This window comes from Bifidobacterium sp. ESL0822 (genome assembly GCF_052606675.1).
The window spans coordinates 1,665,851-1,679,531 of the sequence record NZ_CP199596.1 but is presented as its reverse complement, the minus strand read 5'-3'; the positions used below and the strand labels follow the sequence as shown (position 1 = coordinate 1,679,531).

Here is a 13,681-nt window from a genome sequence, read left to right as displayed (position 1 = left end):
TGGCCATTCGCATCCTTGTCAGTCCGATCGCGGCCGGCCTGCTCACCTTGACCAGCCTGGGCATGGGTGTTTGCTGGTGTTGGTCAGGGTCGCGTTGAGCTCCAGCCGGTCGTTGGAGGGGTCGGCGTCGCCGCCCAGATCGGGGATGATCTGCATGTCCTCGATGCGGACCCTGGGCCTGCTGCCGAGCCAGACGTCGCCGCCCAGCCCCAGCCGTCCGACGATGTTCTCGGTGCCGAAGGGGAAGAGCAGCCGGCCGGGGCCCTCAGCAGGAGCCAGGGCGTCGGCGGGAAGGGATTTGACGCCCCAGATCTCGATCCTCATCCGGTTGCGTCCGGCATGAACCGCCCTGGTGACGTCCAGGTCGTAGGGCAGCAGCGTCATCAGATAGCCGCCGGTGGATGGCGGCCCCACCTGGATTGCGTTGATCGACACCCTGCCCAGGGTGGCCAGGGCGTCCAGGTGCAGGATCACGTCCTCGTTCGGGTCGAGGGCGCCCAGGAAGAACTCCCTGAGGTAGACGCCATGGTGCAGGTCCCGGCTCCAGGAGTCCGGATAGCCGGTGGTCTCCGGCAGGCTGTCCCACCAGGTGGGCACCATGACGGGGTATCCCCGGTCTCCGTCGTCGGGGTGGAAGTCCCAGATGCCGTTGAGATTGAGTTTCATGCCGCCTCGCCTCGCTGCCTGCCGCTGCCGGTTCCCGACCGCCCGTCATGGCCGGTCAACAGGCAGGGTACATCGTATTGAGGCGTTGCCATTTATTGCCAATCCGGACCCTGGCGGCGGAGGTGGCCAAGGCCTGCTTCAGGCATGGGCATTCCGGGATGGTCGGCGAACAAGCAGACACTGGCATGCCAGCGCCAGGCCTCATCGGCCCGGCACGGGACTCAACTCTACCTTGCATTCGCTTTTCCGCATATCAGGAAATTGTAGAGATATCCTTTTATCCGTGCGATTGAGTACTTGACTTGACAGAATAAGAACGCATTGAAAATGCCAATTTTACGGAAAGCAGGCCATGTCGAGAGCCAATGAGCACTGTAATCATAGTACCCGTCACGGTCAGGCCGACTCCAGCACCGCGTTCATCAGGAATCAGGAGTCGAGAAGAGCGCGCACACACAGGAGACTGGTCACAATCCTGATAGTACTGCTCCTACTCTGCATGCTTACCGGCATTGCCGCCTTCCAGCTCTTCCGCGATATTAAACAAATCAAGGACCACGAAGAACACACACTGTCCCTGATAGACTCCTTCCGGGATGATGGCGTCCTCAAGAGGACAGACACCATGAATCAGACCATAGCCGAGGCTCAAAGCGAATCCTCCCAAGCCAAAAAAATAGTACATGGCCCTTTGATAAGCACGATTGCACATTTGCCGGTCTATGGCAATGATGTCAAGGCAGTCCAAGGGATGGTCGGTGCGGTCGATAGCATCAGCCAAGAGACGCTACCGCAATTGAGTAGCATCACTCAGCAACTGTCGACGGCCTCCCTCAGCACCCAAGACAGTCAGATAAATCTTAAACCCATCAGCCAGGCAAGTGCGCAGTTGAACAAAACCAACACCGACATACAAAATCGGCTACAGACGCTGAAGTCCCTTCCGCAACCAAAAATCGGATTCGTAAACGCCACCTACCAAGAAAGCGTGGAAAAGCTCACCAAGGTCTCCAACAAGATCAACGAGCTCAATAATGGTATTCAGATTCTCCCCAAGTTCATGGGTGAATCAGGAGAACGCACCTATATCATCGTTGCGCAGACTACCTCCGAGTCGCGCTCCGGCGGAGGCCTGATTGGCTCCATGGGCTCGATGAATGCTGTAAACGGCGAGATAACGGTCAACAATTTCCACCCCAACAGCGAGTTTGTTCCCTTGGGAGGCGGCGCGGAAGCTGATGCCGAAAGCATCTTCTCGGGCCCCCTGAAAATGGGCTTCGATATTCGCGACCTGACGGCATATCCGGATTTCTCACAGACCGCGCAGACTGTCAATACCCGATGGCAACAGTCTCCCTATGCAGGACCTGTAGATGGTGTCATTATGATTGACCCTGTCTTCGTGCAGGAGATGCTGAAAATCGGCGGCCAGGTCAGGCTCCCCTCCGGAACGGTGCTCAACGGAGACAACGCAGCCGAGTACTTCTCCAACACGATATATAAGGAGGTCCCTATCCATCAACAGGACGCCGTCTTCGCCAGTGCCTCGCGAGCGGCGCTGAACGATGTCCTTACGAATCTGGACATGGACAAGCTCATGAAACTGGCGAATCTCATCGCTCCCCTCGCCAAGGATAGACATCTTTACCTTTATACCTTCCATGAGGACGAGGCGGCAAATTTCCAAGGTGCAGGATTGGCCAAGAATGCACCCGAAAGCGAGGAACGGCCTGAGGTCGGCATCTATCTGAACGAAAACAATCCATCGAAATTGGATTGGTACATTCATCGCAAGACCACCATCATCCGTACCTCATGCTCATCCAGAGGTGCTCAGACTTATCACGTCAGCTTCTTCATGATCAATAAGATCTCTCAAAAGGATCTGAACGAAGCAGGTTGGTACATCCTCGGTGGCACACAACCCTTCACCCAGTCCGGCACAGCTCTTGAACGAATCCTGATTTATGCCCCTGCCGGTGGGAGCATTTCGAATATCAAGGGAGGCGAATTCCAACAGGCCACGTTGAATGGCAAGCCCCTTATGACTGGAGTTTCCTCGATTCCGCCCAACGGCATCGTCACGCTTGATTTCGATGTCACGACATCGGATAAGGCCACCAGCGATCTCATGCTTGACCAGACCCCCATGGGAAGGACGGATCCGGGAATCACCAACATCGCCGGCTCTTGTCCGGTGCAGAATGGCTGACTTTATCAACCCCCGCCCATTGATGAGACAGCCCGGTGGCGCGGTACAAGGTAGTGTATGTCATATGGATGATGATTGAAGCTTCTTCGCGATCAAGTGTATGCTAACCGACAAAATAAGGACCTGATAGGAAAGATTGTTATGACAATCTATTTTCTGCTTTTCATTTGGTTAATAGTTTGCTCAATCGTCTTTCTGAAACTCCCTGGACATGCACGAAAACTTGCGGAGTTCCTTTGCTCAATCATTCCAGCGACAATGATTGCTGTGCTGAGATCGGTTGAAGTAGGAACAGACACCAAGCAGTTCGTCTATGCGGTTCTCCTTATCAAGAAACTAGGCTACGAGCAATACCACAGCAAGGGTCTGTACTCGAGCTATGAGCCTGGGTTCGTCATACTCCTGCGCCTATGCTCTCAGTTCGCCGAACCGGCTCGTGTCCTCATCATCGTCTCATCCATTATCATCTGCGTCTTACCTTTCTTTGCCATCTACGCTCTGACAGACCGGCCAGCCCTGGTGTACTGCGCCTACTTCATGACCACGCAGTACTTCACATCGTTGACGGCGATGCGGCAGTGCATAGCCATTGCGATCATCTTCATAGCCATACTCGTATTCACCCGTACACAGAACATATGGGTCACCACGCTTCTGGTGGTCGTGGCAGCCATGTTCCATTTGACGGCCATCATCGTGGTCCCTCTGTTCATAGTGGCCAGGATCAGGCCAAAGATAAGAACCACAGTCGTGGTCATGCTGATATTCGCAGCTCTGATCGCGATAGTTGGTTCGATGCTCCCGACAATCATCGGCATGATACCGAAGTACCGAGGGTACGCCACCCATGGTCTTCGATTCCTGCAGCCCGGCAGACTGATGCCGGCCATCCAGATACTCTTCTTCGGCATATTCCTGGCCGGCCTTCTCACCGTCGGCAATACGCGGGAAGATCCAAATGCAGAAGCCGCCAGGCCACGTATAATTCCGAAGGGCACCAGAAGCACCATCAGCCGACATGCCAATCTGTCCTATTATGATGCGTACGACAGGCGGCAGACCGACCTGCTCTGGAATTTGGCGACATACAGTTGTGCATGCGGCATACTGGTAGGCACCAGCGTTCTGTTCACCAATGTCCTGTACCGACTGATGTATGAGCTCTTGCCCTTCCTGACCCTGGTCATCCCCACGCTTTTCATGACCAAGCCGAAGACGACACTGCAAAAGATTATGCACGCCTTGTGCGCCCTAGCCCTGGTGCTCTTTTTCGTGGCTTTCCTGCTCGTACCGCGACGCTGGTTCGGAATCAACCCATACACGCTGTACTCGGGAGCTCCACGAGTCTAACTATCTCCACGGCCTCGCCGCAAAAGATGTACCAAGATATCCCATACCTGCCAGACCTGTACAGCGACGACAGCCAAGAGGCAGCCATAGGCAACCAGTTTGTACGGTGCTTGGTCCATGCAGATCGAGAATGACGATACCAGCAGCAATACGATAGTTATAACGATTACGGTACGTGATGCATCGATGGTGACAAAGCGCCGAGAGTCCAACAGTCGCATCAGCCAGACCACGGCATTACCAAGCGCCGTGGCGATTCCGGCCCCAGGAAGGCCAATCAACTTCAGGAGGATCCAGGTCCCCGCTACGCAAACCAATGCACCAACCACTGTGGTAACGAACAGGTACTTGGTCTTCATACTGGCCGTGTAAACCGACCCGTAGAAAGTATTCAAGGCGCTGAAGTAGAATGCCACCAGAAGGATGGGCACGAGGGTCCAGGCCCGGAAGAAGTCCTTCTGGAAGAGCAGGGTTGCAATCCATTTGGAGGAACAAATCAGCAGGATCGTGGTTATAGCCATGCCGCACTGGTACACCTTAAAGACCGTGCTGAAGAATACGTCACGTCCTTTCTTTCGGTACTCCTGGAAGGCGGAAAGGTTCCATGCCTGCTGGAAAATGGAGGCGACCATGTTCAAAATTCCCGGAATCCTGCTCGCGGCTGCGAACAGCCCTGAAGCGCCGATACCGATGAAACCGGTGATGAAAAACCTGTTGATGCTCTGACTAACCCACCAGAAGAGGGCATTGGGCACAAGGGGCAAGGAATAGGCGAAGAGGGAGAGGAGGTTCCTGGACAGGATGAATTTCCCAAAGCACTGATGACGCAATCCGCCTACCAGAAGATACCACAGGCATCCGGCCGTATTACCTAGAACCCAGGAGAGGAAGAACCCGACAACCCCCAGATGAAGAACAGCTATGGCGACCATGGCCGTCCCTATATTCACCAAGGACGACAGAATCGATGCGGCCATCATGGTCCGCAACTTGTCAAGACCGCGGGCCACGATGGATAGGTAGTTGTGGATGGCCATGGTCGCATAAGCGGCGATGAACCAGCCCTTATAGGCGCCCAGACCACCAAAGAAGTCCAGGTCCAGAAGAGGCAGGAGAAGAGCCACCAGGATACAGCTGGCACCTGTGACGAGAAAACCAAAACGTATGAACTGATTCGCCCGGCTCTGGTCGTCAATGGCATACCTCAGAACAGCGTCGGCAATGGAACCGGTCACTATGGGAAGAACAAGCGCGGTAACCGTGTTAAGCATATCGGTTATGCCGAATTCTGGGGCTGACAAGTAATACGTATAGAACGGTACCAGCAGGAATGTTATGAGTTTTATCGCTACGTTGCTCACGGTGAACGCGCCAACGTTCTTAATCAGTCTGCCATACTTAGACATAGCTTCCAAACCACCCCTCCGCCTACAGCTGTTCGTCAGCCCTGGCATGCATCCATGCCCCTCACTCAGCAGCGAACTGCATCTTCCAATCGTGTATTGCCTGGTCGGGAATGCGAATGTTGAAGGTCGTTTCCTGCTCAATGAAATCGTCCATGGAATCCTTCAAATCAGCACGCATGGCGATGGGAAGACCCGTGTCTTTTGCTATGTCGGCCGCGCGGTTATCGATGGACACAATCCTGGAACGTATGCGGTGATTGAGGCAGTATATGCCACAGTGCAGGCGGGTGCCGAAATAATCAATGTCCTTATGGGTGGCGACGAATTCCCTCAGTCCAGGCAGTCCACCATGGATGAGCTCTATTCCTTCGATTTCGGGCAGGAGTCTCAACCTGTCTTCATCCTGCGTCCCTTGGACCCACAGATACACGGTACGATAGTGTTTCTGCAGATTCCTGAGCATATAGCCGTCCATCGTCGGATCGAAATTGTAATCCGTTATGGATGTCAACACATCAGTATGCTTCTTACCTGGAATGGATGCGCAGAACTGCTCGGTCAAATCCCACATCGTCACACAGGAGGTATTCAGGACATTGGTGATGCCGATGTCCTTCAGCGCTTTCTCCGTATGCCCATCTCGCACGGAATGGATATGGTCGCCAGTCAGCAGATTCCTGAGTATTCTCCGGGTCGGTGCATTGAATCCCGTTCCCTCAGCGGCATTGGCCAGTCCCACAGCCAGCAGCAGCACAGAGTTCCGGTAGTAGTCCACACGCCCGGGCAAGGCTATCGAATGATGCCTGTTCATGTGCGTGTTCAAGGCATTGGTGCCGCAGAGTATCTTGAGCCTGTCCTGCACATCAGAACCGACTTCAACCCGTCCCCCATGCACTGGAATTCGGCGGACATGCTCCAGGTCGAACAACCGCGAAAGCTGTTTGTTGGCATAGTGCATGATGATATCGTCGCCGGCGTTCAAGCTCAGCAGCCCAGTATCCAGAAGAATCGGATCTCCCGCATGCCCGCTACCCGTATCGCGTGGGGTGCTGCATTCGTACTTCAGATACACGGCGGATTGGCGCAGGTACTTCAGCCCTTTCTGCATGGTGGAAGCATATGTACTATCACCGTCTCGACTCATTGCCCTACCTCTCGTAAATACCGTAAACTCTTCTCGTCCATTCAATACCGCAACAACATCAGGTATGCGCCGGGGCGCTTTGCATACCGGAAAGACAACAAGATGCTGCTAACCCCAAGCAGTGCAAGGTGCCCGGAAACAAAACGACCTCGCAGTACAACGACCTCGTATCGAGAGTAACAGGTTGTGGCACACCAGCAGCAGCATTGCCCTCCCGCCTTGGTCGCCTTGCCTCCACAGGCAAGACGCAGGTAGTAATCCCTGCATGCGCTTCGCTGTCTCCCGGACGTCAAACCCTGCAGCTTGTACCGCTTTCGTGCCTAAGGCGCGGTTCGACAGGCCCCTATCCCAGTCCTTGACGATCTCTCCCCCCCGTCCACTTGCGAGACCGTTAATCAAGCAATAATGAACAGACGAAGAGATAAAGACATCGGAGGGGACCTTCTCCGAAAAAATGATTGGCAGACCATTGCATTGAGCCTCCACGCCTGTTAGAGGAAGCCTCTCGTAGAGGGAGGGAAGCAGGAAAACGTCAGAGGCGGAATAGTACCATTCAGGATTCGCCGATACTTCGACGAAACGTACATTCTCCTCCAGATGGGACTGAGCCACACGGGCTTGGATATCGGCCCTGGTTTCACCCTCGCCAATCATAACCAGCATGACCGAGGTAACCAGCTTCTTTACCGCTTCAAGCACGTCAACCAAGTATGCACGGTTCTTCTCGGCCGCAAACCGCCACACATGACACAGAAGCAAGGTTTGTTCATCAATCTGTGGGCTCCGTCGGATTCGGATTCGAGTATCCATGTCGAATCGGAACCGCTGCACACCAATCGCTTTACAAACAATATGAAAAGACCTGTCATTGAAGTGATATCTTCCTGCATTTCCGGAGCAGGCCAGCAACTGAGTCGCATGCTGCCAGGACTGCCGAATCAGGGCTTTCCTTACATATCCTCTCACACTTCTGATATATGAACTCTCGTGAGCATGAATAATCCAATTGGCAACACCCCACTTCTGCGCAGCCTGTAAGTAGAAGAGAGGTGTAGAGCCCATGTGTCCATGTACCAGAGAGAACTCTCGGTGCTCGTTAAAAAACCAATTCAAGTCGATGCGGTAATCAAAGAACCTGTCCTCGTGTTCCATGTAAGGAATACGGTAGATCAGTCCCCCCGAGGAACGAATCTCATCATCAAAGAACTGATCATCCGAGTAATGCTCCAGGAAATCGAACTGCACCTGATTCCTATCTACATTGCGATACAGGCTCATGATGAAGTTCTCCAGGTCCTCCTGTTGCATCTTCGGTACGACCTGCAAAATTCGAATCCTTGCTCCGCTCATGCCTCGACCTTCTTGCGCAGAACCTGCGTATAGATGATTCGTCGTATACGATTCGGTAGCAGGCAGATAATCATGTGGGGCAAAGTGGAGATGCAGAAGTCTGCAAAGCTCGAATAGCCGCGTCTCCAAAGGCCATATTTGAACCTCCACATATTCGACAGGTATCTGAACCCCCCACGCCTTATATAGAAATCCTCGCTCACCCGCATAGCCACCAACGGTTTGTCAATGTTCCCGACCCTGCCACCAATCCCGATGATTCGATTGAAGAGATCCCAATCTTCGAAATACGGGTAATCGCCGTTGTAGTTTCCCGCTTTTTCAACAATGCTCTTCCTGAATACGACAGAAGGGTGCCTGAAGGGATTTCGACGTTTTGAGTACTCACTGATTCCTGTCTGCGTCACGGGCAGATCTGTACGAGCAATAGGATGGTACATATCGCCGATGAACTCCGTGACCTGGGAACCTACCAGGTCCAAATGCTCTGAGTCCATCTTTCGTAGTTCAGCCTCCATGCGCTCGGGAGATGAGTAATCATCAGAGTCCATCCGTGCAATAATCTCGTTCCTGCATCGTAGGACCCCTTGTGACAAGGCCTTACCAAGCCCGCAATTGACTTTCAACGGTACTATAGTGAACATCCCTGGGTGCGCCTCTGCGTATTCCGATATAAGACCATGGAGCGCATCGGGAAGAGGGCCATCTTCAACTAGCAGGATTTCTTCAGGCGGCTGAGTCTGGTCAATAATGCCGTCAAGCGCAAGCCGAAGGTTATCCGACTTCTCCTTCGCATAGACGCTCATAAGAACGCTGTATCGAGGCCTCCGCAGCATTGAGTCTTTGCTCCTTCTTCTGGTTCAGACTTACGCGATAAACGAAATTACATGGTTAATCTAACGCAAATGATATATATCCTGTTAGGTCGTTCCCACTTCCAATTCAAAACCCGCACTTGGTCAATCGCTTGGACACCTGTGACCAAAAGCCATGGCTCTTTTCGCACTTGATCCGAACCGACCGGTCCAGGTCTCTCCCATCGCCACTGGCAAAGAACAGAGCCGTCTTCAGTCTGATTCCTTGCTGCTTATGGGTTTCCGTCCTACTCATCCACGAGACCGCCACCGTCATGTGGTATACGAACGGTTCGTGGATCCCCACAGACTATGGTTGCATTAGTCGGTAACTGCAGTCAGAAATAGTGTGCTTTTCAATGAATATCTGATAGTTATGCCATTTCTGAATGGCATCAAGTTCGCGCATTCACAGACACTGCAACAGAAAGAGGGCCACGTCCACGGCCTTGAAAGAAAAACTAGCGTATGACGAATTACCCATTATCAGTAATCGTTAAGGTCACATCTCTGTGACGTAAGAATGGAACGATATGATATTAGCAAAAGTACCCTGAAAAGGAACTGGACGAGGATAGTCGGGAATAATGTTCACGGGCCACAAGACTCTGTCACCAGACAATCCTCGTTCGTCAACCGTGCAGTGACCAGCTAAGGGGTGGACGATTCTCTTGAGATGAGATTCCAATCCGGTTCGTCTGAGGCAAAGGTGGATGAGCCTCCCCTGCTTCTCATCAATTCGCCATTCAGCCTATCAGATTAGTCTCGCGCACAAACCCAGAATCGTTCATTCGCAGCAACCTGGCGATACCTGTACGTAACGCTGCTGATTGTTACCGATGTGCTCATCATGCTCGTCTCGTTGGGAATCTGCTCTGTACTCAACCCATCCTCACTGGGCTCCCTGAAGTCCAGTGTAAGACTCTGGCTGGCAATTCACCTTCTGTCAGTACACCACTTGGATTACTCTGTATACTGATTTGCGACACCTATCATCGCCGATGTCATCACCCGCAACAATAGGATCATGCACGCCTTGTCACTGGCTGTAGAATCACTCGGCGTCGAGTTCACTCTTCCCATTACCTCGCAGACATCGGCAGCCATCGCATCGACTTGGCCCATTCCGATTTCCAACCTATTAGGGTGGCAAGCCTCCCTCACTACTCCACAACCACATGCTTCATCAAGAGAACCATGGACATCATCGGCTGTCTTGCAGAATTAATCGTCTCCGTACCATTCGTTATACTGCCTGCGGCGGTTTCCATCAAACGCGAGAATCATGGGCCTGTGTTTTATAAGCAGAAACGCATTGGGATGAACGGGGTTCCATTCGACTGCAACAAACTACGCTCCATGTGCCTGGGTGCTGAAAAGATGGATTCCCGGCTGGCTGAACAACAAGGACAGGATCTGGATGCTCTTTTCAAGATCAAGAAGGATCCGCGAGTGACCAAGGTCGGTGGGGTCATCCGTAAATACTCCATCGATGAATTCCCTCAGTTCTTCAATGCGTTGAAAGGTGATATGTCTTTGGTGAACCCTTATCCCCAGCGGCAGTACGAGGTCGACACCTATGGCATTCTCTATTCCACAAGACTCCTGATCAAGGCTGGCATAAAGGCCCTTGGCAGATACCAAGCCGTTCGGACCTGACCAGGGAAGAAGCCGAACAACTTGATGTCTCCTATCTCCAACGACGAAGCATCACCGGAGATATCGCCATACTGGCCAAGAACGTGGTAGCGGTTTTGCGCCACCATGGCTCATGCTGAAACCACATGGGAGTGGCCTTTCACCTCCGTAACTTGCGAACACCCCACATGACCTGTTTGCGCAGTTCCGAGGCCACCAGGACCAGGGAGGCCAGGGCGATGCACTCCAGCCATGCTTGGGGTTGGAGGGGGACGGTGCCGAAGGCCTCGCCCAGGAAGGGCACGTAGATCACCAGGAGCTGGAGCAGGATGGAGACGTCTATGGCGCCCCAGAGCCAGGGATTGCTGAAGAGCCCCTGGAAGGCCGACTTGCGGGAGGAGCGGGAGGCCAGGGCGTTGAAGAGCTGGGCGAAGACCTGACCGAACCGGATATGGAATACTCGGCAGGCAAAGTCACCTTCGCCCCCCGGGCACTTCAACCGCTGGCACACCCACCCCGATGGCCAGCTTCTTCTGGTTACGGCCGGGCTGGGCTGGGAACAAGAGGGAGAGCAGATACCTCGGCAACTCAAGCCGGGCGATGCGGTCTTCCGCCCCGCAGGCGTCAGACACAGGCACGGTGTATCAAAGAACTCCTCCATGACCCACGTGGCTATCACCCCGACCTTGAACAGCCAGTCCCCGGTCAAGTGGCTGGACTTCCCGATTAGTTGGCAGCCCTAAGCCTGATACATCTTTTATCCTGAAACGGAAGATTACTTCCAACTGAAAAGGAAGAATCCTAACCAGTTTGCGGCAATCAAACCAGCCAGCCCAGACACGAATCATCACTGCTTCATGCTTGCTGCACTGTCGGATCATGCCGTAATGACCGTGTGATTGTGATGCAGCTGAGACCGACAGATGTTTTGTTGGTTCTTGCCTGCTTTTACACTGGAGGCATGGCTGACAAGAAGGGCCCGACCAAGGGTTCGGGCGGCAAGCACCGCAACAAGCTGCGCGGCAGGGGGCCCACCCCCAGGGCCGAGGACCGCGTCTACCACAAGGCCTACAAGGCCCGGCAGGCGGCCCAGCGCAGGCAGGCGGCCGACCCACGGCTGGCGGCCCGCCGCCGGGCCGACCGGTTCACCTCCGACTCCGACGACCTGGTCATCGGCCGCAACGCGGTCCTGGAGGCCCTGCGCGCGGGCGTGCCGGCCAGCCAGCTCTACCTGGCCGCCCGGATGGAACACGACGACAGGACCAGGGAGATCGTACGCCTGGCCGGGCAGGAGGGGCTCAACCTGCTGGAGGCCGACCGCCTGGAGATGAACCGCATCGCCCGGTCCGGCAGCCACCAGGGCGTGGCCCTCAAGGTGCGGCCCTATCGAATTGAACATCAGAAGAATTTTCTGACTAATCATCCAAATTATGATGCTATAGGCACTTTGTGCACCGAGTTCATAGAATCACCTAGTCAACCCATATGCCTTATACAATTTCCGGAAAAAGACACGAAAATACGTAAGTTCGCCAAACTGCGCAATCCTTGCCGTCATCCTTCTTCTGTACGGTTCAGGAAGAGCGCAGTCCTGCGGACGAGGAATTATCAGAACTACCCCTATTTTGAGGATTACGATCTTTTCGTTCGAATGCTGACGAAGGGAAGCAGATTTTACGACATCCAGGAACCACTCGTGAGTATGAGGGTAGGCGAAGATTTTTATTCGCGCCGGGGTGGCTGGCCATACACTAAGGACATGGTCGACTTCAAATGGCGCTTTCATAAACTCAGCTTCCTGTCTACATCCCAAGCCTTGAAGGGATCATCCTGCACAGCAGGGTATGCCTTGTTCCCAATGGCTTGCGCGAGTGGGCTTACAAAAAGCTGCTGAGGAAACGCGCCAATACCCATCATTGATTATCGGAAAGCAAAGGCTATGAGTAAAATAATCCACGTTCTTCATGTGACCCCCACCATGAAAAGGGGTGGGGTTGAAAATTACATCATGAATATGTACCGCAACATCGACAGAACCCGTATTCAGTTCGATTTTCTTGAACACTACAGCTCTGAGGATGCTTTCGATACGGAAATCAAAGCCCTGGGCGGACACATCTATCACATTCCCTTTATGGAGTACAGAAGCCTACCCAGATACTGCAGGGAGCTGGATGCTTTCTTCGCCAGACACCAGGAAATCGATGTTGTCCATGGGCATATGGGTACAACAGCCATGTTTTATCTGGCTGCTGCAAAGCGCCATGGCATACGAAACCGGTTAATTCATGCCCATGAGGATTCCTATATTCGTGATCCACGAGGTTATATCCGGATGATTCTAATAAAGCAGTCGTGGCGCAATGCCTCCCAGCTGTGTGCCTGCTCTACTACATCAGGCCACTACTATTATGGCAATCGACCCTTTACTCTTTTGAAGAATGCTATCGATACCAATCGCTTCGTTTTTAACACGCAAAAGCGGATAGCTGCACGCGCTAGTCTTGGTTTGAGCGATTCTGCCTATGTGATAGGGCATATCGGTCGCTTTGCCAAGCAAAAAAACCATCAATTCCTCATCAAAATCTTTGCAGAAGTACTCCATCATAATCCCAGAGCAATCCTGCTCATGGTAGGTGAAGGGGAGCTGAAAGAGGAAATACAGAGTAGGGTAACCGAACTTGGAATGGCTGACAAAGTGATATTTGCTCCCGTAATCGAAACTCCTGAACTGTACTATAACGCTATGGATCTTTTTGCCCTTCCATCAAATTTTGAAGGATTGCCACTGGTCGGCATCGAGGCTCAATGCAATGGTCTGCCTGTACTTTTCGCGGATACCATCAGCAAAGAAGCTGATCTCGCGAGAACTACGAAGTTCCTGCCCATTAATTCGACAGAGGCCCTTGCAAAATGGAGCGAAATCATTACAGCCTATATGCGAATGCCGCAATATAATCGTGAATGCAATCTTCCTAAGATTAAAGAAAAAGGATATGATGCAAGACTAAACGCTGCACGAATGATGGATTTCTACTGCAACTTAGTAAACTGAAATAGC

General features: G+C 53.0%; 11 protein-coding genes and 1 pseudogene. 6 read left to right on the top strand and 6 right to left on the bottom strand.

The genetic code is table 11. The features are described from left to right. Positions 1-42 precede the first annotated feature (42 nt). Positions 43-666 (bottom strand): hypothetical protein, encoded by a 624-nt coding sequence (locus ACUIAF_RS06545; RefSeq protein ID WP_445338264.1) that lies wholly within the window; start codon positions 664-666, stop codon positions 43-45. 499 nt (positions 667-1,165) lie between these two features. Here ACUIAF_RS06545 and ACUIAF_RS06540 point away from each other — a divergent pair, with 499 nt between their 5' ends. Both ACUIAF_RS06540 and ACUIAF_RS06535 read left to right on the top strand, forming a co-directional pair. After that, the gene (locus tag ACUIAF_RS06540) at positions 1,166-2,878 is read left to right on the top strand and encodes a DUF4012 domain-containing protein (protein WP_445338262.1); all 1,713 of its coding nucleotides are present in this window, start codon (positions 1,166-1,168) and stop codon (positions 2,876-2,878) included. A gap of 141 nt (positions 2,879-3,019) precedes the next feature. Further along, the gene (locus ACUIAF_RS06535; RefSeq protein ID WP_445338261.1) at positions 3,020-4,228 is read left to right on the top strand and encodes an EpsG family protein; all 1,209 of its coding nucleotides are present in this window, start codon (positions 3,020-3,022) and stop codon (positions 4,226-4,228) included. Here ACUIAF_RS06535 and ACUIAF_RS06530 read toward each other — a convergent pair. From ACUIAF_RS06530 to ACUIAF_RS06515, 4 genes are all read right to left on the bottom strand, one after another. Continuing rightward, positions 4,225-5,589, bottom strand: coding sequence for a lipopolysaccharide biosynthesis protein (locus ACUIAF_RS06530; protein ID WP_445338259.1), 1,365 nt, complete (start codon positions 5,587-5,589; stop codon positions 4,225-4,227). The genes ACUIAF_RS06535 and ACUIAF_RS06530 overlap by 4 nt on opposite strands. 106 nt (positions 5,590-5,695) lie before the next feature. Continuing rightward, positions 5,696-6,778 carry a polysaccharide pyruvyl transferase family protein gene (locus tag ACUIAF_RS06525; RefSeq protein WP_445338257.1) on the bottom strand — a complete coding sequence of 361 codons (1,083 nt, stop codon included), beginning with the start codon at positions 6,776-6,778 and terminating at the stop codon, positions 5,696-5,698. A gap of 108 nt (positions 6,779-6,886) precedes the next feature. Beyond that, positions 6,887-8,128, bottom strand: coding sequence for a glycosyltransferase (locus ACUIAF_RS06520; protein WP_445338255.1), 1,242 nt, complete (start codon positions 8,126-8,128; stop codon positions 6,887-6,889). Next, positions 8,125-8,934, bottom strand: coding sequence for a glycosyltransferase (locus ACUIAF_RS06515; RefSeq protein ID WP_181415697.1), 810 nt, complete (start codon positions 8,932-8,934; stop codon positions 8,125-8,127). The genes ACUIAF_RS06520 and ACUIAF_RS06515 overlap by 4 nt, the downstream gene beginning before the upstream one ends. 1,245 nt (positions 8,935-10,179) lie before the next feature. Between ACUIAF_RS06515 and ACUIAF_RS06510 the strand changes: the two genes are divergently transcribed. After that, positions 10,180-10,641: a sugar transferase gene (locus ACUIAF_RS06510; protein ID WP_445338254.1), complete on the top strand. Its 462-nt coding sequence runs from the start codon at positions 10,180-10,182 to the stop codon at positions 10,639-10,641. Positions 10,642-10,780: 139 nt separating this feature from the next. Here ACUIAF_RS06510 and ACUIAF_RS06505 read toward each other — a convergent pair. Beyond that, positions 10,781-11,056, bottom strand: a pseudogene (locus ACUIAF_RS06505) (cation transporting ATPase C-terminal domain-containing protein); the annotation flags it as partial. Between the two features lie 13 nt (positions 11,057-11,069). On the opposite strand from ACUIAF_RS06505, the gene ACUIAF_RS06500 reads away from it, so the two are divergent. The 3 genes from ACUIAF_RS06500 (at position 11,070) to ACUIAF_RS06490 (ending at position 13,675) form a co-directional block, all read left to right on the top strand. Continuing rightward, on the top strand, positions 11,070-11,363 hold the full coding sequence (locus ACUIAF_RS06500; RefSeq protein WP_445339177.1) for a cupin domain-containing protein: 294 nt from the start codon (positions 11,070-11,072) through the stop codon (positions 11,361-11,363). A gap of 218 nt (positions 11,364-11,581) precedes the next feature. Beyond that, complete coding sequence (locus ACUIAF_RS06495) at positions 11,582-12,514, top strand: RNA methyltransferase substrate-binding domain-containing protein (protein WP_445338253.1); 933 nt, start codon at positions 11,582-11,584, stop codon at positions 12,512-12,514. A 45-nt stretch (positions 12,515-12,559) separates the two neighbouring features. Beyond that, positions 12,560-13,675, top strand: coding sequence for a glycosyltransferase (locus tag ACUIAF_RS06490; RefSeq protein WP_110417877.1), 1,116 nt, complete (start codon positions 12,560-12,562; stop codon positions 13,673-13,675). Positions 13,676-13,681 lie beyond the last annotated feature (6 nt).

Excerpts from the sequence above, each read along its gene's own strand:
- ACUIAF_RS06515 (WP_181415697.1), bottom strand. The coding sequence starts at position 8,934 with ATGAGCGTCTATGCGAAGGAGAAGTCGGATAACCTTCGGCTTGCGCTT.
- ACUIAF_RS06545 (WP_445338264.1), bottom strand. The coding sequence starts at position 666 with ATGAAACTCAATCTCAACGGCATCTGGGACTTCCACCCCGACGACGGA.
- ACUIAF_RS06520 (WP_445338255.1), bottom strand. The coding sequence starts at position 8,128 with ATGAGCGGAGCAAGGATTCGAATTTTGCAGGTCGTACCGAAGATGCAA.
- ACUIAF_RS06495 (WP_445338253.1), top strand. The coding sequence starts at position 11,582 with ATGGCTGACAAGAAGGGCCCGACCAAGGGTTCGGGCGGCAAGCACCGC.
- ACUIAF_RS06540 (WP_445338262.1), top strand. The coding sequence starts at position 1,166 with ATGCTTACCGGCATTGCCGCCTTCCAGCTCTTCCGCGATATTAAACAA.
- ACUIAF_RS06510 (WP_445338254.1), top strand. The coding sequence starts at position 10,180 with ATGGACATCATCGGCTGTCTTGCAGAATTAATCGTCTCCGTACCATTC.
- ACUIAF_RS06490 (WP_110417877.1), top strand. The coding sequence starts at position 12,560 with ATGAGTAAAATAATCCACGTTCTTCATGTGACCCCCACCATGAAAAGG.
- ACUIAF_RS06525 (WP_445338257.1), bottom strand. The coding sequence starts at position 6,778 with ATGAGTCGAGACGGTGATAGTACATATGCTTCCACCATGCAGAAAGGG.
- ACUIAF_RS06535 (WP_445338261.1), top strand. The coding sequence starts at position 3,020 with ATGACAATCTATTTTCTGCTTTTCATTTGGTTAATAGTTTGCTCAATC.